General features: G+C 48.2%; 18 protein-coding genes. 5 read left to right on the top strand and 13 right to left on the bottom strand.

The features are described from left to right. The first annotated feature begins 74 nt into the window (after positions 1-74). The 3 genes from DXC51_RS14240 (at position 75) to DXC51_RS14230 (ending at position 2805) form a co-directional block, all read left to right on the top strand. The gene (locus tag DXC51_RS14240; protein ID WP_181970106.1) at positions 75-674 is read left to right on the top strand and encodes a hypothetical protein; all 600 of its coding nucleotides are present in this window, start codon (positions 75-77) and stop codon (positions 672-674) included. Between the two features lie 177 nt (positions 675-851). Then, entirely contained in the window at positions 852-1586 is a 735-nt protein-coding gene (locus DXC51_RS14235; protein WP_117544777.1) for a lysophospholipid acyltransferase family protein, read from the top strand. A gap of 148 nt (positions 1587-1734) precedes the next feature. Then, positions 1735-2805, top strand: coding sequence for an acyl-CoA--6-aminopenicillanic acid acyl-transferase (locus DXC51_RS14230; RefSeq protein WP_021635279.1), 1071 nt, complete (start codon positions 1735-1737; stop codon positions 2803-2805). Between the two features lie 161 nt (positions 2806-2966). Here the strand turns inward: DXC51_RS14230 and DXC51_RS14225 are convergent, their stop codons facing one another. The 4 genes from DXC51_RS14225 to DXC51_RS14210 all read right to left on the bottom strand — a co-directional run bounded on the left by DXC51_RS14225 (position 2967) and on the right by DXC51_RS14210 (position 8636). After that, the gene (locus DXC51_RS14225; RefSeq protein ID WP_117544776.1) at positions 2967-4490 is read right to left on the bottom strand and encodes a serine hydrolase; all 1524 of its coding nucleotides are present in this window, start codon (positions 4488-4490) and stop codon (positions 2967-2969) included. Positions 4491-4823: 333 nt separating this feature from the next. Continuing rightward, complete coding sequence (locus DXC51_RS14220) at positions 4824-5264, bottom strand: RbsD/FucU family protein (protein ID WP_025487588.1); 441 nt, start codon at positions 5262-5264, stop codon at positions 4824-4826. Positions 5265-5276: 12 nt separating this feature from the next. Continuing rightward, positions 5277-6752, bottom strand: coding sequence for a rhamnulokinase (locus tag DXC51_RS14215; protein WP_025487589.1), 1476 nt, complete (start codon positions 6750-6752; stop codon positions 5277-5279). 90 nt (positions 6753-6842) lie between these two features. Further along, positions 6843-8636 (bottom strand): L-fucose isomerase, encoded by a 1794-nt coding sequence (locus tag DXC51_RS14210; RefSeq protein ID WP_021635275.1) that lies wholly within the window; start codon positions 8634-8636, stop codon positions 6843-6845. A 228-nt stretch (positions 8637-8864) separates the two neighbouring features. On the opposite strand from DXC51_RS14210, the gene DXC51_RS14205 reads away from it, so the two are divergent. After that, positions 8865-9728: an AraC family transcriptional regulator gene (locus DXC51_RS14205; protein ID WP_021635273.1), complete on the top strand. Its 864-nt coding sequence runs from the start codon at positions 8865-8867 to the stop codon at positions 9726-9728. 359 nt (positions 9729-10087) lie between these two features. On the opposite strand, the gene gnpA is transcribed toward DXC51_RS14205, so the two are convergent. From gnpA to DXC51_RS14185, 4 genes are all read right to left on the bottom strand, one after another. Then, a complete protein-coding gene (gene gnpA, locus DXC51_RS14200) occupies positions 10088-12244 on the bottom strand; it encodes a 1,3-beta-galactosyl-N-acetylhexosamine phosphorylase (protein ID WP_025487590.1) in 2157 nt (718 codons plus the stop codon). Positions 12245-12286: 42 nt separating this feature from the next. Continuing rightward, on the bottom strand, positions 12287-13159 hold the full coding sequence (locus DXC51_RS14195) for a carbohydrate ABC transporter permease (RefSeq protein ID WP_025487591.1): 873 nt from the start codon (positions 13157-13159) through the stop codon (positions 12287-12289). A gap of 15 nt (positions 13160-13174) precedes the next feature. Further along, positions 13175-14068, bottom strand: coding sequence for a carbohydrate ABC transporter permease (locus tag DXC51_RS14190; RefSeq protein WP_025487592.1), 894 nt, complete (start codon positions 14066-14068; stop codon positions 13175-13177). An 83-nt stretch (positions 14069-14151) separates the two neighbouring features. After that, complete coding sequence (locus tag DXC51_RS14185) at positions 14152-15510, bottom strand: ABC transporter substrate-binding protein (RefSeq protein ID WP_021635269.1); 1359 nt, start codon at positions 15508-15510, stop codon at positions 14152-14154. Positions 15511-15881: 371 nt separating this feature from the next. On the opposite strand from DXC51_RS14185, the gene DXC51_RS14180 reads away from it, so the two are divergent. Then, positions 15882-16709, top strand: coding sequence for an AraC family transcriptional regulator (locus tag DXC51_RS14180; RefSeq protein WP_021635268.1), 828 nt, complete (start codon positions 15882-15884; stop codon positions 16707-16709). 12 nt (positions 16710-16721) lie between these two features. Here the strand turns inward: DXC51_RS14180 and DXC51_RS14175 are convergent, their stop codons facing one another. The 5 genes from DXC51_RS14175 to DXC51_RS14155 all read right to left on the bottom strand — a co-directional run bounded on the left by DXC51_RS14175 (position 16722) and on the right by DXC51_RS14155 (position 22530). Then, the gene (locus DXC51_RS14175) at positions 16722-17687 is read right to left on the bottom strand and encodes a DUF1848 domain-containing protein (RefSeq protein ID WP_025487593.1); all 966 of its coding nucleotides are present in this window, start codon (positions 17685-17687) and stop codon (positions 16722-16724) included. Further along, the gene (locus DXC51_RS14170) at positions 17684-19069 is read right to left on the bottom strand and encodes a UDP-N-acetylmuramoyl-tripeptide--D-alanyl-D-alanine ligase (protein WP_025487594.1); all 1386 of its coding nucleotides are present in this window, start codon (positions 19067-19069) and stop codon (positions 17684-17686) included. Before DXC51_RS14170 ends, DXC51_RS14175 begins: the two co-directional genes overlap by 4 nt. 19 nt (positions 19070-19088) lie before the next feature. Then, positions 19089-20114, bottom strand: a complete 1026-nt coding sequence (locus DXC51_RS14165) for a D-alanine--D-alanine ligase family protein (RefSeq protein WP_025487595.1) — start codon at positions 20112-20114, stop codon at positions 19089-19091. Between the two features lie 303 nt (positions 20115-20417). Further along, on the bottom strand, positions 20418-21611 hold the full coding sequence (locus tag DXC51_RS14160; RefSeq protein WP_044914098.1) for an amidohydrolase: 1194 nt from the start codon (positions 21609-21611) through the stop codon (positions 20418-20420). A gap of 1 nt (position 21612) precedes the next feature. Then, positions 21613-22530: a M23 family metallopeptidase gene (locus DXC51_RS14155; protein ID WP_055725878.1), complete on the bottom strand. Its 918-nt coding sequence runs from the start codon at positions 22528-22530 to the stop codon at positions 21613-21615. Positions 22531-22547 lie beyond the last annotated feature (17 nt).

Below are 22547 nucleotides of genomic sequence, written 5' to 3'. Positions count from 1 at the left end.
CCTATGGTTTAATTTCGCCCACATTACCGTTGAAACAAAAAGAAAAATACTGTATAATGGAGGTAACACAAAAATTGGAAGTACAAATTACCAAAGAATACAAGGACAGGCTGTACGGCAAAAAGCTCATTCCCCTTCCCCGGCCGAAATTTGTTGTCTTTTACAACGGCCTGGAGGATCAGCCTGACCGCGTTGAGCTGAAAATGTCCGACGCTTTTCCTCCTGCTTCGGATGCCGGAGAGCCATGCCTGGAATGCCGGGCAATTATGCTTAACATCAACGCGGGACACAACAGCGGGCTCATGGATAAGTGCAGGAAATTAAAGGAATATTCCATCTTTGTAGAAAAAGTACGAACGAAACTGCAAATGAATCTGCCCTTCGATGAAGCGGCAGATGCCGCCATCCGGGAATGTATTCAGGAAAATATACTGAAGGACATTCTCACAGCCCATCGCGCGGAGGTGATTGATATGTTATTTACGGAGTATGACGAGCAGGAGCACATGGCTTTTTTAAAGGAAGAAGGTCTGGAAGAAGGCATAAAAGAGGGAGAAAACAGGGTCAATCAGTTAATACGGCTCCTGATTGAGAACGGACGCAGCAGTGAAATAGAAAAGGCCGTTACCAGCCATGACTTTCAGGAAATCCTGTTCCAGGAATTTGGCCTCTGATATTTGCATTATTTGCTGAAATAACCTTTCCCTGCATCTATCGCAGGATAAACGCATCCATCGACACAAAGCAAATAAATTCTTGCTTTGCAAATAATGGTAGTATATACTTAAAAATACAAATACCCCGGGCATTTATCACGGTTTCCGGGGACAGGGAAAGGAAGGAATCATCCCATGATTCGTTTTATCAGTGTGGCAGTATTTGTAGTTTTATTTCTTATTCTGAGCATTCCGCTTATGGTCGCAGAGTGGATTATCGGGAAATTCAATATGGACGTCAAAAACAGGAGTTCCCTGGCTATTGTCAACTGGGCTTTCCGCTGGTGTCTGCGCCTGTCCGGCGTTAAAATCACCTACATCGGCGAAGAACGTGTTCCCAGGGATCAGGCCGTGCTTTACATCGGAAACCACCGGAGCTATTTTGACATCCTTATGACCTATGTCCGGGTTCCACGCCCCACCGGCTATGTTGCCAAAATAGAAATGTTGAAAATACCTCTCCTCAGCAACTGGATGAAGAACCTGCATTGCCTGTTTCTGGACAGGAATGATTTGAAACAGGGCGCCAAAATTATTTTAACCGCCATTGGAAAAATTAAGGATGGCATTTCCATCTGCATTTTCCCGGAAGGCACCCGCAACAAGGTTCCCGACACTTTCCTGCCTTTCCATGCAGGAAGCTTCAAAATTGCCGAGAAATCCGGCTGTCCCATCGTCCCTATTGCTTTGAATAATGCCGGTGATGTTTTTGAGGATCATCTTCCCAAGATAAAGAAAACCCATGTCGTCATCGAATACGGCGAGCCGATTTATCCCAATGAGCTTCCAAAGGAAGACAAAAAGAGGCTGGCGGATATTACGCTGGAGAGAATAAAAGAGATGTATTTTAAGAATAAAGAGCTGGTGTAAACATACCGTAAAATATAGTAAATTATCATTTTTGTCTTTTGTATACATAAAATTCCCATCAGACTCTGCAAATCCCTATAAGTACTGCATTTCTCTGTTAAAGCTATGAAATAATTTTTATTATCTGGGGAATGCTTGGAGAAGAAAAATGAATATAATCGCCCGCACGGCCGAACTGACCGGAACCCATAGGACTATTGGCAGACAACTGACAAAATACTGCGGTGAACAGATCATCTCATTTATGAAGTCCGGCGAAGAACTGAACAAGGCGGATATGAATGAAATAATCAGATTATTGGATCGATGGTGTCCGGGTCTTAACGATGAACTGCAGGGGTTTGCCGATGCAAGTAGTATACCAGTCTCGAAAGTTGCTTATTATGCAGGTACATATCTTCGTCCGTCATGTAGTCAAATTGCAATATCTGCCCAGAAAAGTGCAAACGGCCACCCTATTCTTGCACGGAGTTATGAATATCATCACGATTTAGAAGAATTTACACTGGCGCGCACATGTGCAGATGGGAAAAATGCTCATATAGGTACCTGTGTGATGATGTTTGGGCGGGAAGAGGGAATTAACGATAAGGGATTAGCTGTAGCTATGAGCATGAACACCGGACGCCAGATAAAAACCCGTGGGATGATGTACTGGGCAGCGTTGCGTTCCGTGCTTGAGAATTGTTCGTCTGTAGACGAAGCCATCAGTTTTTTGAAAGAAATGCCCATTGCTTACAACATGAATATGCTTTTAGCGGATCATGGAAAAATGGCTCTGTATGAAACTATGGACGGACAAAATGCTTTTCGGTATGCGTCTTCCAGGGAACTTTCTTTGACTGCCACCAACCATCCGCTTCTTGAACCAATTACTGAAATTTATCCATATGCCGCTGTCCATTCTTTGCAGCGATATGAGAGAATCAATGCTTTTTTATCTAATCATCCCACAGTGCATCTCTCCCAATTAAAAAAATTCCTGCTCACTCCTTATCCCGAAGGGCTAAGCTGTATATATTATGAGGATTATTTTGGAACAACTAAATCGGTAGTTATGGATATTGAAGAAAAAACTTTGGAACTATGTTGGGGCGGCCAGGAAGAAAACGGATGGAACCGTTATGAGTTATCACAATCCCTGACTCCGCAGCAAAGGGAAATACATCTTACAATGGGCCGCGGTAATCCGGACATCTATAAAGAACAATCACTATGAATATCTGATCATTTAAGGGCATCCTGAATTTTTTCAGGATACCCTTTTTTACCACCTCAGCTTACCATTCTCATCACCAGTTACAGCCGGCCTATCCAATATCTGATATTTTAATCACACATATTTAAGCGCCGCTGTCGGAAAGAAGTATTCAAAAAACTCTAATACACGCTCCCTGCCTTCCTGACCAGTTCTTCCATCAGCCTCTCCATTTTCCCTACGACAGGATGCTTCTCCAGGCCATACTCCGCCGCCATCCGGGGAATTCTTGGAAATGCCAGCCATGTGCTTCCGGCCTCGTCCTCCCAGATGGAAATCCTGAGAGGCAGTTCCAGTGAAATACTCTGATCTGCCTGCATGAGACCCGTGCCAACCTTTGGTGAGCCAAATACCAATACGATAGTCGGACGCAGCTCAAGCCCTGCATCCTTTGCATTCTGCGCATGGTCAAACTTTGCAAAAACAGGTATCTCTCTGCCGGCAAGCTCCTTCTCCAGACGCTCCACCGTCTCCTCAGCCGGAAGCTGGCCCTCAAACAGATAAAGCTTATTATCATCGTAGTTCGTGGATAGTAAATCCCCGAAGGCGCCCGCGATGCGTCGGCCCAGATTTGTAAAATCAATTCCCTCCTTATTGGCCATCAGGGTAACGCATACCAGTTCCTTTGCATCCGTAAAGCGGCTCAGGAATGCGGAATATCCCGGAACTGAGCCCTTGATATCCATCAGTCCCCTGTGTTTATAGAACTGCCAGCCTGCCACTGCCGGAACCAACCGGCCATCGGGCAGCTCCCACGGCGCATAAACCTTTGCCCTGTTTTCCGGCTCATGAATCAGCACGGAACCGGCCAGTCCGATATCCCAGAAGGAAATATCCTGTGCAGATGCCCAAATATCTGAAAAACCTCTTAACGCGGAGGAATCCGTACGTGGTATCAAACCTCCTTCTCCGTCATAGCTTGCCGCAGGCTCTGTGGGATCAATGTACAGCCGATCCTTCTTAAACAGCTGATGTACATTTTCCGTAAGAGAAACATCCTCATACATAAAATGCCCCAAATCCTCCGCAAAGCCGGTATGGCGTAAACCAAGGTATTGGATCTGCCTTTTCGTAACAAAGTCATGGTAGCTCTGTTCCCCCGCCCTTTCCACAATTTCCGTCAGCAGAAGAAAATTCGTAGCGCTCTGCATCACCTCTGTTCCCGGTTTGAAGTGCAGCGGCAGCGCCTGAACCAAATCTATTAATTCTCCAAAGGCCCATGCCCTGTATGGATTAAAATCCTGCTGGAAGCGGTAATCCGGCAGACCCGTTGCATGGCGCAGCAGCTGAAGTATTTCAATTTCCTTCCAGGCTTCCGGAACCTCCTGAATCCATTTTCCTACCGTATCGGAAAGATCCAGCCTGCCGTCTTCATAAAGCTGCATAACGGCCACCGCCGCAAAAGCCTGGGAAATATGCCCCGCCGGCCACATAGTATTAGGGGAGGCCAGACGCCTCTGCTTTTCATCAGACATTCCGTATCCAACCACCCGCGGGATATACGGCGCCTGTACAATGGCAAGCGTAAGCCCGGGGATCTCATGCTCCCGCATAAAATCATATATCATACTGTCTACCGCCTGTCCCAGATAAGATATATCGCTGCTTCCCCGCATTTTCATTGTTGCATGCTCCCTTGTGTTCATTCCCATACCTTCCTTTCATTTTCCCAACCATTAATATGTTACACTTATAGCTTCCGTTCATTCTGTAACTTTATTAGTTACATTTAATATACTGTAATTATATCAGTTACAGATTAAAAGTCAAGTAAAACATAATATTAATATCCGCAAAGCTAATTATTATTTTTCTTCAAAAGCAAATATTATGCTTCCGTAAAGATAAATATTATTTTTCCACAAAGTAAAATATTATTTTATCTCCGACACATAAAAAGGGTATTCCACTACCTGAGCATACAGGCTTATGGAATACCCTTAAAGTCATTTCTGTTTTATTTTCTCTTCGTTCTTTCCTTAATCCTTCACGACGCCCTTCTGCAGCATCACATTGGCATATACAGCCATTTCACCGGTTGCCACAATGGCATAAGCAGTTTTTGCCTCATCATAGAAGGCAAACCTTTCAATATTGCCGACCGCAGCGCTTCCCCTGTCGTCGTGCCTGGAAATGATTTCTTTATACTCATCCCAGATAGGAGTCTCCACAGGATCCCCCGGCATTACCTCCATCAGGTTCACGGGATGCTCTACATAAGTATCAAGCGGGAATACCTGAAGGATGGCGTCCAGAATTTCCGGGACACCGTGTCCGTCCAACCGAACTACCTTGGCATTTTTCCCCATGGATTCCACTGGGAAATTCCCGTCCGCAATTACAATCCTGTCACTGTGTCCCATTTCACACAGAACCTTTAACAGCTCCGGTGATAAAACAGAAGGAATTCCTTTTAACATAGCTGCCTCCAATCACCATTTCCTGATAGCTTCACAATAGTTCCGATAGGCTTCCTCCCAGCGTTCTCCATCCTGCGGGTCAAACCTGCGGATTTCTTCCGAAGCCTTAATTACACTGCGGATTTCTTCCAGACTTCCCACAGCGCCTTCCGCCATCAGCTGAATCGCCACGTTTCCGTAAACAGTGGCCTCCACAGGACCTGCATATACGGGACGCCCGCATGCATTTGCTGTCAGCTGGCACAGCAGCGCACTCTGTGTTCCGCCGCCCACCATATGTATCACGGGATATTCCTTTCCCGTACATTCCCTGATTTCTTCAAAAGCCATACGGTATTTCAGCGCAAGGCTTTCGTTAATGCAGCGTACGATCTGCCCTTCCGTTTCCGGCACCGGCTGCCCGGTACGTTTGCAGAATTCCCGGATTCTGCGGGGCACATTTCCTGAAGGCGCAAATTCGGGAGCGTCCGGATCGATCAGAGAACGGAACGGCTCCTCTTTGGCAGCCAGCTTTTCCAGCTCGCCGAAGCTGAATTCCTTCCCTTCCCGCATCCACTGCCTGCGGCTCTCCTGAATCAGCCAGAGACCGATAATATTCTTCAGGAAGGAAATTTTTCCTCCCACGCCGCCCTCGTTTGTAATATTAAAACGGGCGCTGTTTTCATCAATAATCGGCTCATCCAGCTCTGTGCCAAACAGGCACCAGGTCCCGCAGCTTATGAAAATAAAATCCTTTTCCCCTGTAGGCACGGCCGCCAGCGCACATTGGGTATCATGTCCGGCGCCCGCCACTACCTTCATAGGCTCAATCCCCAGCTCCTCACACAGCTGCGGGCTGAGTGTTCCCACGGTAGTACCGCTGGGAACCACCTGCTGCAAAAGCCTTGCAGGCAGGCCCAGCTTTTCTATCACCTCATCCGACCAGTTCTTCTTTACAGCATCCAGCATCTGCGTTGTGGATGCAATGGAATATTCGCAGCATTTCCCGCCGGACAGATAATAATTGAATAAATCCGGCATCATCAGAAGGCTGTCAGCCTGTTCCAGCAGTTCCTTTTTATTCAGCGCAAGATACAGGAGCTGGAATACCGTATTGATTTCCATAAACTGATTGCCGGTGATTCCATAAAATGTATCCTTGTCTATTTTTTCAAAGCTTTTATCCAGCATCCCATTCACTCTGGCATCCCGGTAATGCACCGGATTTCCCAGCAGATTCCCTTCCTTATCCAGAAGTCCGAAATCCACTCCCCAGGTATCCACACTGATGCTGTCTATCTTCCCATATGCTTTGGATTTAATCAGCCCCTGCTTGATTTCATGAAACAGGCGGAGAAAATCCCAATACATGGTATTCCCCAGGATGACGGGATCGTTGGAAAAACGGTGCAGCTCCTCCACGGTTATCTTTTCCCCGTCAAAGCTTCCCAGCATGACTCTTCCGCTGGAAGCCCCCAGGTCAACCGCTAATACCTTCTTTGTCTCCATAGGCGGCTCCTTATTCTGATTCTGTGAAACAACAAATCAGGGCCAGGCGGACCTTCGATTCGTCTGACCCTGATGACCTGCTCCGGGATGTTATTTGTACATAGGGCCGTAAGTAGCACATGCACGGTAATCCTGGCCTTCCTTATCCATACCGAATGCATTCCATGCGGAAGGACGGAAGATCTTTTCTTCAGGCACGTTGTGCATGCTTACCGGGATTCTCAGCATGGAGCACATGGTAATCAGATCCGCTCCGATATGCCCATAGCTGATAGCGCCATGGTTTGCGCCCCAGTTATTCATTACATCATATGCTGTTGCAAATGCGCCCTTGCCGGTTGTGCGGGGTGCAAACCAGGTGCAGGGCCATGTATAATCAGTACGTTTCCAGAGCTTGTCAGAAACCTCATCAGGAAGCTTCACCGTCCAGCCCTCTGCGATCTGGAGCATGGGCCCAAGTCCCTTTACAAGGTTCAGACGGATCATGGTAACAGGCATCTGGGCTTCCGTAACAAATCTTGAGGAGTAGCCGCCCCCTCTGAAGTATCCGAAGTCCGCTTCATTCCATGTGGTGGCTTCCATGATAGCCTTCTGATCCTCCTGAGTAATCTCATACCAGGGCTTCATCACGTTGTTGCCGTCCTTATCCTTTGCCTGTCCGTTGGCATCCAGACATGCTGCGCCGGAATTAATCAGGTGGATAAATCCGCCCGCTTCCTTCGCTACGCCTTCTATCTCATAGCCAGTCGCTTTCTTAACCGCTTCCGGGCTCCAATAGGTACGCACATCTGCAAAAATCTGCGCCCGGTTGGTCAAAAGCTTCATAAACATCATTCCCAGGCCGTTGAGGACGTCATTTTCCGTCGCGAGTACATAAGGCTCTCTCGGTCCGTTCCAGTCAAAGGAGGTATTCAGCATCGCTTCCGCGAAATCACAGTTGGGATAGAAATCCGTCCACTGACGCTGTCCCTGGAAGCCTGCCGCAATCGCATTATGGCCTACCATTTCCTCTTCACAGCCAACGGGCAGGTTCTTGTTGCCGTTCATCAGATCTTTGATGATACACATCATCTTAACAACGAACTCCCAGTCCTCGTCCTTCTTCTCTCTGGATTTCTGAACCTCTTCAGGATTTTTATCAAAGCCTTCAATGCAGTTTGCTTTTGTCCAGGCCAGCGCCTTTTCAAATTCTGCCTTGTCATAAATGCCTTCCGTCATACGGCGGATGATTTCCACCTCATCCACGGATTCCACACGCATTCCCAGATACTCTTCAATAAATGCGGGATCAATGATGGAACCGCCGATGCCCATGCAGATAGAACCAATCTGCAGATAAGATTTTCCTCTCATAGTGGCAACCGCTACCGCAGCTCTTCCGAAGCGAAGCAGCTTCTCCACAACATCCTCCGGGATATCCGTTGCGTCCGCATCCTGAACATCATGTCCGTAAATACCGAATGCCGGAAGTCCCTTCTGCGCATGGGTAGCCAGTACACTTGCCAGATATACGGCTCCGGGACGCTCCGTACCGTTAAAGCCCCATACGCCCTTGATCGTATTGGGATCCATATCCATTGTTTCCGCGCCATAGCACCAGCAGGGTGTTACGGTCAGGGTAATATCCACACCGGCCTTGCGGAATTTGTCCGCGCATGCCGCAGTCTCGCCCACACGACCGATGGTAGTATCTGCAATAATCACCTTTACAGGCTCCCCGTTGGAGTAGCGTAAATTCTCTTCAAACAGCTTTGCCGCTGCCTTCGCCATATTCATTGTCTGCTCTTCCAGTGATTCCCTCACCTTCAGGTAGCCTCTTCTTCCGTCGATGGTGGGCCTGATGCCAATTACCGGATAATCCCCTACATATCTGTTTTCTGCCATTTCTTTCCCTCCTTGAAAAAATACCTTTACCGGTTTCCACAGGAACTTAACTGATACCGCTAAGTCCGTTAAGTTCAGTATATCATTGGCAATTTCTTTTTGCCTGTGTTATAATGGCAAAAAATATAACAATATTCACTTTTTTAAAAAAACTGTGAAATAAATAAAAACAGGGGAAAACCCCCGGCAGGCTGTTTGTGAAAGCGCCGTATATATGGAGGAAAGCGTATGCATTATCTGGATTATAATGAAAAAATAGATCATGGGACACCGGATTTTCCCATTGCATTTTATCATGTGGATGAGCATCATTCGCGGTATAATATGCCCTTCCACTGGCATAAGGAAATGGAGCTGATTCAGATATTAAGCGGTTCTCTCCGTCTTTATCTGGATGATGAGGAGATAAACGCAGGGGCCGGCGATGTGATTCTTATCGGGGAAGGCATCATACACGGCGGCGTTCCTGAGCATTGTGTATACGAATGCGCCGTTTTTGATTTAAATCCCACTCTCATGCATACGGATGCCTGTAAACGGTATATCCGGCTCATTTCCCGGCATCAGATACGGCTGTATAACTATTTTCAGGCGGGGGAAAGCAGGAATTCCCGCCTGCTGCAGGCAGCCTGCCGTCTTTTTGATGCGGTACGTTACCCCCATGCGGGAAGCGAGCTGAGAACGTTGGGAGCTTTGTTTGAGTTTTTCGGCTGTATTTTTGAAGAGGAATATTATGTTCCCACAACGGAGGAGCCTTCGTCGGCCCCCAAGAAAATGGATCAGCTTAAGCCTGTTCTGGAATACATTGACGCCAATTATGCCAGCCCTGTCACACTTGCGGATCTGTCACGGATTGCGGGCATGACGCCCAAATACTTCTGCCGTTATTTCCGTACCGCGGTGCACCGGACTCCCATGGATTATCTGAACTATTACCGTGTGGAGCGCGCCTGCTACATTCTGAGCACCACCGAGCTTCCCGTCACGGAAATTGCCTATCAATGCGGCTTTAATGACAGCAGTTATTTTGTCAAAACCTTTAAGAAATATATGGGAGTGACCCCGAAGCACTATGCCCTGGGACGAGTTTGAAAAAAGACAGGATTTCCAAAACAGAATCTTTTATCGCATTTCCGGTAATACAGGCACTTTCTGGGCCTTTCGGATAAAAATGTAAAAGATCCTGCTTCAGAAACCTCTGAGAGAACCGGACATCGGTATTAATATGGATAGATTCCATATCGATATGTTTTGTACATTTATATAGTAAATAATAACGTATTGCATTACATGTGTCAACTCTATAAAATCTTAGTTTTTCCGGTTTTCAGTATATAAAAAAATACTGTCCGGCTTCCTGTTCACCCCTCGGAAATGGACGCTGTTTCTTTATCTTCAAACTTAAAACAGACGCCTCCGGCTGCTGCCGAAAGCGTCTGTCATCAATGTTCTCAGATTTCGTACCAGATAATCTGGTTTGCTTCCAAATCCAAATCAAAGCCTGTTCCGTCACCCTTATATACAGTCGTGGACTGTGGTTCATAGGTGTTATTTACCACACAGTATTTGCCGTTTTTAATATAGGCATGTACTTCCACGTTATAATTGGTGCTGAACCACTTATTGATATTTTCTTCTTCGCCTGTGCTCCATAAAATAGCACGGTAGAGAAGCCTGCTGTTTTCAAAGCTGTAAGGAAGCCCGCTGATATATACGGCGCGGCCCTTGCCGAACTCATTCACCGCCAGCTTCACTTCTTTATCCTCGGATACAAGTACCTGTGCGTTTTCCAGCGCATAGATGTATTTCCTTGATTCGCCGAAATCAATTCTCTCCTGAGAGTCAGCCGTAATGAAGTGGCTGTGGTTTTCCCAGTTGTATTTATCATAGCCGAGTGTGAAGTCTCTCTCTTCCTCAACGCCGAACACATTTGCCAGCTGGAAGAAATGTCCGTTTGCCTGATGGCCGCTGGGTTCTCCCACACCGATAATGCCGCCGCCGTTATATACGAATTCCTTAATGGCAGAGGAAATTACCGGATTGCACCACCATTCGCCGCCTGTCTGTGCGGTATCCGCATCGCCTACGTTGATGATGACATCAATATCCTTTAAAATATCCTTATCTTCCAGGATATCTTCAAAGCTGATGAACTTCACGTCAAACGGCGCGCCGGAAAGCGCCTCTATAATTCCTGCATAGGAGTAATTCTGCTTGAAGTAAATCGCATGATGCACCATATGATTTCCCCAGGCTCTCATTTTTCCCCAGCAGTTCAGCACTGCCACCTTCTTAATGCAATAAGGCGTAGTGCCCTTGATATTATCGTAAAGCTCCCTGAATTCCGCACATACGGATTCCACGTAATCCACAAAATCGGGGAATTCATTCGCCAGCTTCAGGTATCCGCCATAGCCGATGCGGTCAATGGGCTTTCTCAGAATCGCACGTCTTGCCGTTACCCAGTTTGTCTTTGCTTCCTTAACAGGATCGCCTCCCTCATGGAAGGTATCCGGGAAGAAATAAGGCAGGAGGCGGCCTTCCGTATATTTCACCCCTTCGATATCGCTGATCAGACGGAGTGTTGCTCCGTTGCCCACGCTTCCAACCACCGCATCAAGGCCGATGGTCTTAAACTCATCCATAAACGGTTCCGTTCCAATCCAGTGGTCACCCAGGAACATCATCGCCTCCCTGCCGCATTCATGGCAGATATCCACCATTTCCCTGGCAATCTTGGCGACCTCTCTTCTCTGGAAGGCCTGGAAATCCTTGTATTCTTTGGAAGGAATACGGTACTGGTTATTGTAATAGCCCTGATCAATGATGAATTCAGGCCGGAATTTGTAGCCTGCTTCCTTTTCGAACTGTTCCAGGATATAAGGGGATACTGATGCGGAATATCCGTACCAGTCCACATATTTTTCTCTGGCCAGCTCGTCGAATACCAGCGTAAACTGGTGGAAAAATGTGGTGAAACGCAGCACATTTACATACGGATGCTCCTCAATAAATTTGCGCAGGCGCTTCATGGTATATTCATGGGTTTTTGGCTGTCTCACATCAAAGGTAATCTGATGCTCCACATCCTTCCACTCATTTACCACCGCGTTGTACATATGTACCGGATCCCACATGATATATGCAAGAAAGCTCACGGTATAGTCATGGAAAGGCACACTTTTGATTTCCACCTCTCCCGCTTCTTCATCATAGGTCCAGTCCGCTGTGGGAACCACTTCTCCCGTTGTCCGGTCGATTACCTCCCACCAACGTCTGATGTCATCCCTGCTGTTGGGGGTAAGCATATCAGGATACAGGCCTTTCATAAGCCTGATCCTCAAAGCTTCCCCGGCTGCCGTGTAGAACGGCGTCATTACATACATCTGCTGGATTTCATCAGGATTAGCCTTTGCCCAGGCATTATCCTTTCTCGTAGTATAATAGGTGGAATAAACCTTCAGTCCCACATCCTTTAACTCTACGGGAAAATCCGTGCCGTCGCAGTCACGCACCGCATCTGCGCCCCAGCGTTTGGATAAATCCAGTGTCTCCTGTATCACGTCTATATCGGTGGGAATTGTTACTCTCCCTTTTTCCTGACTCATATTGTGCCTCCTCTTCTTTAAATAAATACGGCATCCATGCCATTAACCTTTGATACCGCCGCCTGTAACACCGGCAATAATCTTCTCGGATAAGAAAATGTACAATAAGAATGTGGGCAAGAACACGATAACAACCGCCGCAAACAGTCCGCCGTAGTCTCCCGTGTACTTCATGGAGTTTACAATCTGGAGAAGGCCGACGCCTACAGGTGTCATTCTTTCGGAGCTTGCAAAGATCAATGCCATGAAGAATTCGTTCCACACACCCAGGAAGTTAAAAATAGTTACCGTAATCAGCGCCGGCTGTACCAGAGGCAGCATGATAACCCAGAAGGTTTTAGCCGGAGGGCAGCCGTCAATTGCCGCTGCTTCTTCGTAGGTCTTACTCAGAGTTGCGAAGAAGTTGAGCAGATAGGTTGTTGTATAAGGTACATTTAAGAAAATATACAAAAGTATCAGCAGAATCCTGCCCTTCAGGTTCCATTTTGTGGAGAGTGAGAAAATAGGCATGATAATCATAACCGCAGGAATACTCATGGCAACGATCAGGCTGGATTTCATGACCTTGTTGCCGAGGAATTCAAACCTGGACAGTACATAGGCCGCAGGCGCGGAAATCAGGATTACGCCGACACAGGCCGTTATCGCATACAGCAGGGAGTTGGCGAAGAATACGGAAACATTCTGCGCTTTCCATGCGTTTACATAGTTCTCAAAATGAAGGCCGCTCTCAAATTTGAATACTGATCCGGAGAAAATTTCCCTGGATGTGGAAAGGCTGGCGCCCAGAATCCATAATAAAAAGGCAGCTGTGAATATGATCCAGACAAGTACGATAATATATCCCGGAAGAAGAGATGCTTCTTTTCTCCAGTTAATTCTTTCTTTTACCTTAGGCTCTTTCTTTTTGCTCATAATCCACACCTCCTCTTAGAATTCCAGATCATCATCTCTGAGCAGTCTGTTCATGATGACATAGATAACAACAATGATGAGTGCCAGAATCACGCCGGTAGCAGCACCTGCGCCCGCATCTCTTGTTGAGTTGCCCTTGCCGCCGAAAACCGTATCATACAGATAAACAACGGGAACCGTGGTGGTAATCTCCGAATCCACAGGTGAAAACATTTTTGACCACAGGAAGAATGTGGTGGTATGTACGCTCCAGAAGGTAATATTCGTCTTGGTAATTCCCTTCAACAGAGGCATTGTTATCTTGCCGAACTGCTGCACCTTGTTGGCTCCGTCTATCGTTGCCGCCTCATATAAATCCGCCGGGATTCTTTCAATACCGCTGATAAATATCAGCATGTAATAGCCGACCGCACCGAAGATGAATGCAAACAGCATTGCCCAGAACTTGGTATCATTGCCCAGCCATTTTACGCCCTCCAGCCCAAATGTCCGAAGGATTTTATTGAGCATACCATAGTCGTTGTTGTAAACATACTGAATCCACATGGTTGCCAGGGCAACAGCACTGATAACGTTGGGAAGATAAATTGCAGCACGGAAAAACTTCTTAAAGCGGATGCCGCTTGTCAGTATAACAGCGAACAGAAGCGAAAAGGAAAGAACAATAATGCCGCCCACAAGCCAGATACGGAACATATTCCACATGGAAGCCTGCCATCCGGGGCTGTTGAAAATCTTCTGATAGTTGCTCATACCGTTAAAGACCCAGGTGGAGGTGTCTGATGTCACACTTTCAATCTGGAAGAAGCTCATGATTACGGTCCTGACCACAGGATAAAGATACATGATGAGGAGGGTTAACAAACAGGGTAATATAAAACCTACAATTAAGGACTTATTTTTTTTCATTAATATGTCACCTCTTCTTGTCAAAAGAGGCGGCACCACTTCAGTGCCACCTCCACTTGATAAACCTGTTTAGTTTTTATGTTTTAGTATAAAGCGTCCATTGCTGCTGCGAAATCTTCGCCGGTAGCATATTTGCCTTCATACAGGCTGATGATGATATCCTTAAAGCTGGTCTTTAATTCGGAGTTATCATTCAGGCCCATGTTCCAGGACAGGGGAGCTTTGGTAGCAACCAGAGCTTCTACGGTACCGCTCATGATAGCAGGTGCTGTATTGCTGGGGTCTGCAGGAATCTGATCCGCTGTATCAGCCATCTTCTGGTCAAATTCGCCGCTTGTTAAGAACATCAGGAAATCAAATGCTGCCTGTGCGTTCTCGCTGTATTTTGTGATAGCAAGGGAGTTAGCGCCTGCATATGCATTGGAAGGATCCGCGCCGCCTTCAACTGCAGGGTAGTTGAACATTCCCCAGTTGATTTCTGTGCCGGAGTTGTTGTTTACTTCAGGTGCTACGTAGTTAGCGCAGACAACCATTGCCACTTTACCAGTTAAACCAATCTTGTTCTGGCTGGAAGGATATTCATCCGGAGCGCCGTCTGCAAGATATCCTGCTTTAACAAAGTCGATAATCTGCTGAGCTGCTTTTACAACGCCTTCGTTCTTGCTCCAGCCGCCGTTTACAGCCAGGTCGGAGATTGCTTTTTCACCGATTACTCTGTCAAGATGGTAACCAAAGGTGAAATCTGCGTATGCGCTGTCAAGAGCCAGGGGCTGATAGCCTTTGTCAACCATGGTCTGGCATGCTGCAAGGAACTCATCCCATGTGGTGGGAACGGAGATTCCGCAGTCATCGAAGATATCCTGGTTGTAGAACACGCCGCCTACCTGAGGCTGCTCTGTTACACAGGGAAGGAATCCTGCCCACTCTGTTGCAACTTCATTGAAGCATGCATAGCTGGTTGCGTCATAGTTAGCTGCCTTAGCCATATCTGTAAGGTCATAGCAGTAATCTTTGTAGTTCTTTGCGATTCTGGAATAGTCATCTTCGAAGATATCAATCTTCTCATTGGATTCCAGAGCTGCCTGGATGATGGTGTTGATGTCACGGCCCTTCCACTCGATATTAATGGTTGCGCCTGTCTTCTCCTTGAAAGCATCTGCTGCTTCCTGGATTACCTGGCCCTGAGGCTCTGTGGAGTTCCACATAGACCACATTGTCAATGTAACGCCGCTGTAATCTGCTGCTCCGCTTTCTGCTGTCGTTTCAGCAGCTGCGGTTGATTCAGCAGGAGTTGTCTCTGCCTTAGCTTCCTCTGTGGCAGCTGCGGGAGTCTCTGCAGGCTTTGACTCAGCAGGCGCTGTTGTGCCGCTGTTGCCGCAACCTGCCAGCAGGCTTGTTGCCATAACAGCTGTTAAAAACAAACTGATGAATTTCTTTTTCATTTTTTTCCTCCTTTAGTTTGTGCATCATGTATCGTTTTTTGATAATCTCAGTATATCTTTTATAGCCAATCTATACAATCCATATCTTGCTTCTTTTTTTAGAAATATTGCTTTTTATCGCAAGATTTGTTAATATACTTTTAGTCATATACGTGCGCCATCAGATTTAACTGCTTGTTTTTTTAAACAGATTGCTTAATCGCTTACTATAAAAACCTGTGTTTTTTATATTTTTATACATCTTTTTTGCACAAATGTTTGCTTTCCATTGTTATCCGCCCGTTTTCAAGCGCAGTATTTCTAAAAAGAAAAGGAAAGACGGATTGCATGTATAACCTGAAAGATACCGGCCAACCAAAAAGGAGAAATTTATGCCGATTACAAGATACCCCCTGGAAACCGGGGAAATTGATCCTATTAATGCAAAGCTTTTGTATGTCACGCATTCCATTTATGAAAACGACTGGCCCAGCCTGCCGCATATGCACTATTTTACTGAGCTTTGCTATATTAAAAAGGGTACGGGGAATTATTTGATTGAAGATCAGAACTTTCCTATTAAAGAGGATGATTTTATCATCATCAATTCCAATACCTCCCACACAGAGCGGTCTGTGGGGGAGATTCCGCTGGAATACATTATCCTTGGTGTTGAAGGCCTGAATTTTTCCTTCGGCGGGGAGCATGAGCACCTTATTTTCAACTGCAGGCGTGATCATGAGGAATTTGCCTACTTTATGGATTCCCTGCTGGAGGAGATGGAGAATAAAAGGCCCCACTATGAGCTTGTGTGCCAGGATCTGCTCAACATGTTGATCGTTAAGCTGATACGCAGGACGAACTTTTCCTTTGAATTCGTTCCCTCCGTGAAGTCCAGCCGGGAATGTATCAAGCTGAAGCAGTATATGGAGGCCAATTATAACCAGAACATCACGCTGGATACGCTTGCCCAGGTATCCCATCTGAATAAATACTACATGGTGCATGCCTTTACCCGGCAGTTCGGATGTTCTCCCATGAATTATCTGATGGAGGTAAGAATAAAGGCCAGCAAGGAGCTGCTGGCCAGTACGGATTACAGTATAACGGAGGTTGCGCAGTCCTCCGGATTTTCCTCACAGAGCTATTTTGCCCAGTGTTTTCTGAAACACTGCCATATGACGGCCAGCGCTTACCGGAAGGCCTGTCAGGGCAGATAGGCTCCGGCAGGTTCAAAACTTCAGCCCATACTGTCCATCAAAGCAGGAAACAGCCCTCCGTTCCGTTACCTTGTCTCCTTCCCTGACATGTCCGACAAGCATTTCGCTGTTTTTATCCATCTGCCGCAGATTGGCCTCCAGAGCCTTCGGAGAATGGTTGGCATAGCAGTAGATACAGCCATTAGGACAGGTGTTATAGGCGCCGATGTCAATGCTTTCATAGCAGCCGCAGCCTTTTCGCTGCCCTTTGTCAGGCTTGAGCGTCACGCTGCCGCCCAGGATATCCTCTATGACGGCCCTGTCAATGCAGGAGGCTCTTCCCACGCCAAATGCGGTCAAATCCTTTGCCTCACAGCAGGCGCTGACCTGCAGCCCATATGCAACGCCGGTGCGGGCAAAAAAGGCCGCCAGCTCCTCCATTTCCGTTTCCGCCGCATCGCGCAGCAGGCTTTTCCTCCTGGCTTCAGGTTTCCCCGGTTTCTGCCAGTACCCATTTCCGGAGTATCTGTCCACAAAGCTGACAGTCACGCTCCGCATACAGCCCTGCAATTCCAGGCACAGCTGCCGGAACGCCTGTTTATGATATCCGATTCCCATTTCTTCATTTATAATAACAGGATCATAGCGCCAGATAATCCTGCCGCTTCCAATCTGTTCCGCCAGGCTGCGGAAGGTGCGGATAATTTCCTTTTTATCCCGCAGGCCCGGTTCCAGCGCTTTGCCATAGGGCGTAAGCGTAAACTGGAAATAATACCGGTAGCCTCTGTTGTCCAGTTCCTTCAGATAAGGCATCAGCGGCTGCGGATCCTTCGTCCAGAAAACAATGCAGTCCACTGCCTCCGGCGTCATGGGTATGCGGCCAAGCTGGCCCGCGTTAAACGGATTTCTCACCACCGCAGAGCCTTCACGGATCCGGTTCATAAACCATTCGCTGTATCTGCAGGGGATATCGGTTCTTCTGGAAACAGACAGAATCATGTCAGCTGCTCCACCACCTTTTCAAAGCCCATCCCATGGGAAGCCTTCACCAGTATCGCATCACCCGGCAGAAGGAGAGCCGCAAGGCCTTCCAGAAGGCTTTCCCTGTCCGGAAAATAATGGATGCCGTCCGCCGGTTTTTCCACCGCTTCCGCCGCCTTCAGGGCGCCTTCGTACATGTGACGGGAAAGCTTTCCGGTACAGATCAGGCAGTCCACGCCTTTTTCCACGGCATACCCGCCCACGCGTTCATGCAGCTTCGCTTCCTCTTTCCCCAGTTCAAACATGTCTCCCAGCACCGCCACAGTCCGGCCGTCGGCCTGAAGGAGAAGATCCAAGGCTGCCTCCATGGAAACCGGATTGGCATTATAGCAGTCGTCGATGACAACTTTATCCGCCAGCTCAATGATGTGGCTGCGTCCGCTGACGCCTTCCACCGCGGCAATCCCCTTACTGATTTCCTCCGGCGTAAGGCCAAGCAGGCGTCCTGCGGCAGTGGCGGCCAGGGCATTATATACCATATGTCCGCCGGGAAGCGGTATCTTCGCGTTAAAGTTTATCCCTGCCTCCCTGTCATGAATCACCGCCTCGCTTCCGAGAAGTCCCCTGCCTGCAATATCCGCCGCATAAATCCGGCAGCTTGAAGAAAGCCCGAAGGTTACCGGAGGCTTTCCTTTTACTTCTTTTATTGTACTGAGCATGTCATCGTCACCGTTAACGCATACGGCGCCGTCTTCGCCCATGAAATCAAAAATTTCCGACTTGGCCTTCAGGATCCCTTCCCTGCTTCCCAGGAATTCCAGATGGCACTGGCCGATATTTGTCATGATACAGATATCGGGACGGGCAATGCGGCTTAAATTATGCATTTCCCCGAAATGGTTGATACCCATTTCCAGTACCGCAACCTCCGTGTCCTCAGGCATGGAAAGCACCGTCAGCGGCACACCGATTTCATTATTATAATTTCCCAGGGTCTTATGGACCCTGTATTTCTGCGAGAGTACGGAAGCAACGAATTCTTTAGTGCTGGTCTTCCCCACGCTTCCGGTGATGCCTACAACCTTCACAGACAGCTGCCTGCGGTAAAATTCCCCTATCCTTTTCAGGGCTTCAAAGCTGTCCTCCACCAGAATGCAGGGGCCTGCAGGCTGCTCCGGCAGCCGTTCGCATACTACGCCCAGCGCGCCGCCCGCAAAAACCTCCGGTATAAACCGGTGTCCATCCACCCGTTCTCCTTTTGTGGCAATAAAAAGGAAATCCTTTCCGGCTTTTCTGGAGTCGATTACCACGCCCGCCGCCTCGGCAGCAGGGGGCTCACCCGGGCAGATCAGCCTGCCGCCGCATGCCTGGGCGATGTTGGTTAAAGTCATATTTTTCATATACGTCCTCTTTTCCTGATCAGTCCTTTTGCGCCAGCTCCAGAATCCACTGGCACAGGTCTTCAAAGCTTATTCCAATGGCCCGGGCTTCCTGCGGAATCAGGGAGGTAGGGGTCATTCCGGGAAGGGTGTTGGCCTCCAGGCAATACAGCTTGCCTTCCTTATCCATCATGAAATCCATCCGCGCATATTTTTTGAGGCGCAGCGCCCGGAATACTTTTTCGGAAATGAGCTGCATTTCCCTGGTCTTATCCTCCGGCAGGTCCGCCGGGCAGGTTTCAATGGTGCTTCCTGCCTGGTATTTGTTCTTATAATCATAAAAGCCGCAGAGAGGGGCGATCTCAATTACCGGCAGCGCTTTTCCGTCAATGACTGCACAGGAAAATTCCCGTCCTTCAATATACTGCTCAATTACCGCTTCCTCATCATATTTGAAGGCTTCCTCCAGGGCGGCCTGGTATTCCTTTTCCTCATGCACGATGCATACGCCCACGCTGGAACCGCCCTTGCAGGCCTTAACCACACAGGGATAAGGCACTCTTTCCGCGCTTTCCTGTCCCTTTCTCACATGGATCCCCGCAGGGGTCGGAATGCCGTGGAAGGCAAAAAGCTCTTTTGCCAGGCTCTTATCCATGGACAGCGCAGAGCTGACGTAATCCGTTCCCGTATAACGAATTCCAAGCAGGTCAAAGGCCGCCTGTACCTTTCCGTTCTCTCCGTCCTCTCCGTGCAGTCCCAGGAAAACAACATCGGCCATCTGGCAGATCTCTATCACATTGGGGCCGAAAAAGCTCCTTCCGCCATCCTTTCGCAGCGCCTTAATCTGCGCTATATCAGGATTGCTTTCCTTGATTCCCCCTATGTTTTCAGCCCAGTCCACATCCTTTTCAAAAATGCCGGCGTAATCGTCTTCATATCCCAGATAGACATCCAGCAAAACCGCCTGGTGTCCCTTTTTCTTTAACGCTTCATAAATCATGCGGCTGGAGCTTAAGGAAACATCCCTCTCCGTACTGATGCCGCCGCCTAATACCACAATTTTCATGAGTCTCCTCCAATTCCTGTCTTTTATTTTAAGCTAAGACAGCTTTTCTCAGGAACTGTTATAAAATGCACAGTCCAGTTCCTTACTACCTTATTTTTCACAGGGCCAATTTATGTCAGATACCGCCCGTGCTTTTCAATTGTAGCATATCCGGGGCTATTAGAAAATGAAAAAGATGCTTTTTTTAAGGCTCACAGTGTTCCGCAGGAGGGCATGGAAATACCCGTCCGGGCCGCGGGAGGGATGCGGTTCGGGCGGGTTGGGATTTGAACAGGGACCTGGATAAGGATTCAGGTATTAAAATTAAAAGCCGGTATCCCTGTATACAATTTTTCCGTTAATTATGGTGCACATGGTCCTGGTGAAGGTTTCCATGGGATTGCCTGTAAAAATAGCGATATCCGCATCCTTTCCTGGTTCCAGGCTGCCCACACGGTCAAATACGCGGCAGATACGGGCTGGATTGCAGGTAATGGCTCTCAGTCCTTCTTCCAAAGGCAGTCCGGACTTTACAGCAAGACCCGCGCAAATGGGCAGCGACTGGATAAGGGATACGGGGTGATCGGTGGTAATTGCCACCAGCACCCCTGCCTCGTGCAGAACGCCTGCGGTTTTAAAAGCCATATTCTGTACTTCTATTTTGCTTCTGCTGGACAGGTCGGGGCCGACTATTGCGGGAAAGCCCTCTTTTGCCAGGTCCTCCGCGATGAGGTGTCCTTCACTGCAGTGGTCAAGTGTCATGGAGAGTCCGAATTCTTTTGCAATGCGTATGGCGGTATATATATCGTCCACCCGATGTACATGCGCCTTCAGGGGGATTTTCCTTTCCAGTACGGGCATCCAGCATTCCAGGCGGAAATCCGGTTCAAAATCCGGTTCCTGCCCCTTCGGGCAATCCTTTGTCAGGCGCATTTTTTTCTTACGGTATTGTACGGCCTTATGGAGCTCCTCCCGCAGGATTCCCGCGATGGCCATTCTGGTAACCGGGGATTTTTCCTGGCCGGAAAAATTAACCTTGGGATTTTCTCCGAAAGCGATTTTCATGGCGGCAGGGGCCTTTACAATCAAATCATCTATGCGTCTGCCTTTTGTTTTAATAAAGGCAAACTGGCCGCCCACCACGTTGGAGCTTCCCGGGCCTGCCATAATTGAGGTAATTCCTGCCCGGACGGCATCGTCAAATGCGGCATCCATGGTATTTACGGCGTCTATGGCTCTCAGCCACGGCGTTACCGGAGAGACATTTTCATTGCAGTCATCTCCCTCCATCCCCTTTTTTTCTTCCGTAATGCCAACATGGCAGTGGGCTTCAATCAGGCCCGGCATCACCAGGCAGCCGGATGCATCAATGATTTCCGTACTGCCCGTGTCCGGGACTTCTATCCTTTCCGCCACTGCGGTTATTTTTCCATTTTCGACCAGGACGCTGCCCTTGGGGATAACCTTTCCCGTCATGGGAAGTACGCGTCCGTTTTGTATCAGCAGCTTACCTTCCATCTCAGCTCAGCCTGTTCAGCGGATTTACCGGCTGTCCGTCTTTGGTCAGCTTGAAATAAACATTGCAGCCTTCCACGCTGTAATATTTGGTAGGCTCCGCCACCTTTCCGATAATTTCCCCGGTGGTTACCACATCACCCTCGGCTACGGTAAGATCTGTCAGCTGTCCGTAGGTAAGCTCATAGCCGTCGCCCAGATTCATAATGACTGCGGTCCCGATTTCCGGATCCTCATAAATGGTAGTTACCTGTCCGTCGGCGGCAGCCGTAATGCCTTCTCCCTGGGTAGCGGCAATGATGATCGCCGGATTATATTTATACTGCTGGAGTGTGGCAAAAAAGACGGTCTTGTCCATGCTGTAATTCACGAGGACATTTCCCACGATGGGCCATACAAGGGTATCTGACTCGGAAAAATCCAGGGCAGGCACCGTATTCATGGCATCCTCGTCTCTTTTTGCAGTCTCATTCCCATCGTCTGTTTTTGCTATGGCATCGGACGCATTTGCTTCCAGCGCTTCCTGTGATTCCTGTGCCAGCGCCTCCTGTTGTGCTTCGGCCTGTGCCGCCTCTGCAGCTGCCTGCTCCGCTGCCGCCTGCTCTCCGGCGTTTGCCGTGCTGCCAAGCATTTTCATGTCAGGGTTGTCCACTTTCCCGGAATTGGCCTCCTGAAAGCTGGGATCATAGTCCAGTTCACCGGCATCAGCCTGCTGTTCACCCAAATCCTGTGCTTCACCCGCTTTATCCCTGTTGGCTTCGTCCAGCGTGGTGAAATCCACAATATAATTATCCTCTTCTTTTTCCTGGCCTCTGTTTCTTACATACAAGCCGGTAGCGGTCAGCGCCGTCAGAACGAGGCAGCTGGATACCAGCATGATTGCTTTTTCTTTTCTAAAGCTTGATCTCCTTCTTCTTCTCATAGGGCATTCCTTCTCTT

Source organism: Eisenbergiella massiliensis (assembly GCF_003435485.1).
The sequence above is the reverse complement of the archived record's forward strand: the minus strand, read 5'-3'. Positions and strand labels throughout refer to the sequence as shown.

Bases quoted from the DNA above. Each gene is read 5' to 3' on its own strand.
- gnpA (WP_025487590.1), bottom strand. From the start codon at position 12,244: ATGAGTCAGGAAAAAGGGAGAGTAACAATTCCCACCGATATAGACGTG.
- DXC51_RS14210 (WP_021635275.1), bottom strand. From the start codon at position 8,636: ATGGCAGAAAACAGATATGTAGGGGATTATCCGGTAATTGGCATCAGG.
- DXC51_RS14185 (WP_021635269.1), bottom strand. From the start codon at position 15,510: ATGAAAAAGAAATTCATCAGTTTGTTTTTAACAGCTGTTATGGCAACA.
- DXC51_RS14160 (WP_044914098.1), bottom strand. From the start codon at position 21,611: ATGGAAGGTAAGCTGCTGATACAAAACGGACGCGTACTTCCCATGACG.
- DXC51_RS14195 (WP_025487591.1), bottom strand. From the start codon at position 13,159: ATGAGCAAAAAGAAAGAGCCTAAGGTAAAAGAAAGAATTAACTGGAGA.
- DXC51_RS14205 (WP_021635273.1), top strand. From the start codon at position 8,865: ATGCATTATCTGGATTATAATGAAAAAATAGATCATGGGACACCGGAT.
- DXC51_RS14235 (WP_117544777.1), top strand. From the start codon at position 852: ATGATTCGTTTTATCAGTGTGGCAGTATTTGTAGTTTTATTTCTTATT.
- DXC51_RS14165 (WP_025487595.1), bottom strand. From the start codon at position 20,114: ATGAAAATTGTGGTATTAGGCGGCGGCATCAGTACGGAGAGGGATGTT.
- DXC51_RS14225 (WP_117544776.1), bottom strand. From the start codon at position 4,490: ATGAACACAAGGGAGCATGCAACAATGAAAATGCGGGGAAGCAGCGAT.
- DXC51_RS14170 (WP_025487594.1), bottom strand. From the start codon at position 19,069: ATGAAAAATATGACTTTAACCAACATCGCCCAGGCATGCGGCGGCAGG.
- DXC51_RS14175 (WP_025487593.1), bottom strand. From the start codon at position 17,687: ATGATTCTGTCTGTTTCCAGAAGAACCGATATCCCCTGCAGATACAGC.
- DXC51_RS14180 (WP_021635268.1), top strand. From the start codon at position 15,882: ATGCCGATTACAAGATACCCCCTGGAAACCGGGGAAATTGATCCTATT.
- DXC51_RS14230 (WP_021635279.1), top strand. From the start codon at position 1,735: ATGAATATAATCGCCCGCACGGCCGAACTGACCGGAACCCATAGGACT.
- DXC51_RS14215 (WP_025487589.1), bottom strand. From the start codon at position 6,752: ATGGAGACAAAGAAGGTATTAGCGGTTGACCTGGGGGCTTCCAGCGGA.
- DXC51_RS14220 (WP_025487588.1), bottom strand. From the start codon at position 5,264: ATGTTAAAAGGAATTCCTTCTGTTTTATCACCGGAGCTGTTAAAGGTT.
- DXC51_RS14190 (WP_025487592.1), bottom strand. From the start codon at position 14,068: ATGAAAAAAAATAAGTCCTTAATTGTAGGTTTTATATTACCCTGTTTG.
- DXC51_RS14155 (WP_055725878.1), bottom strand. From the start codon at position 22,530: ATGAGAAGAAGAAGGAGATCAAGCTTTAGAAAAGAAAAAGCAATCATG.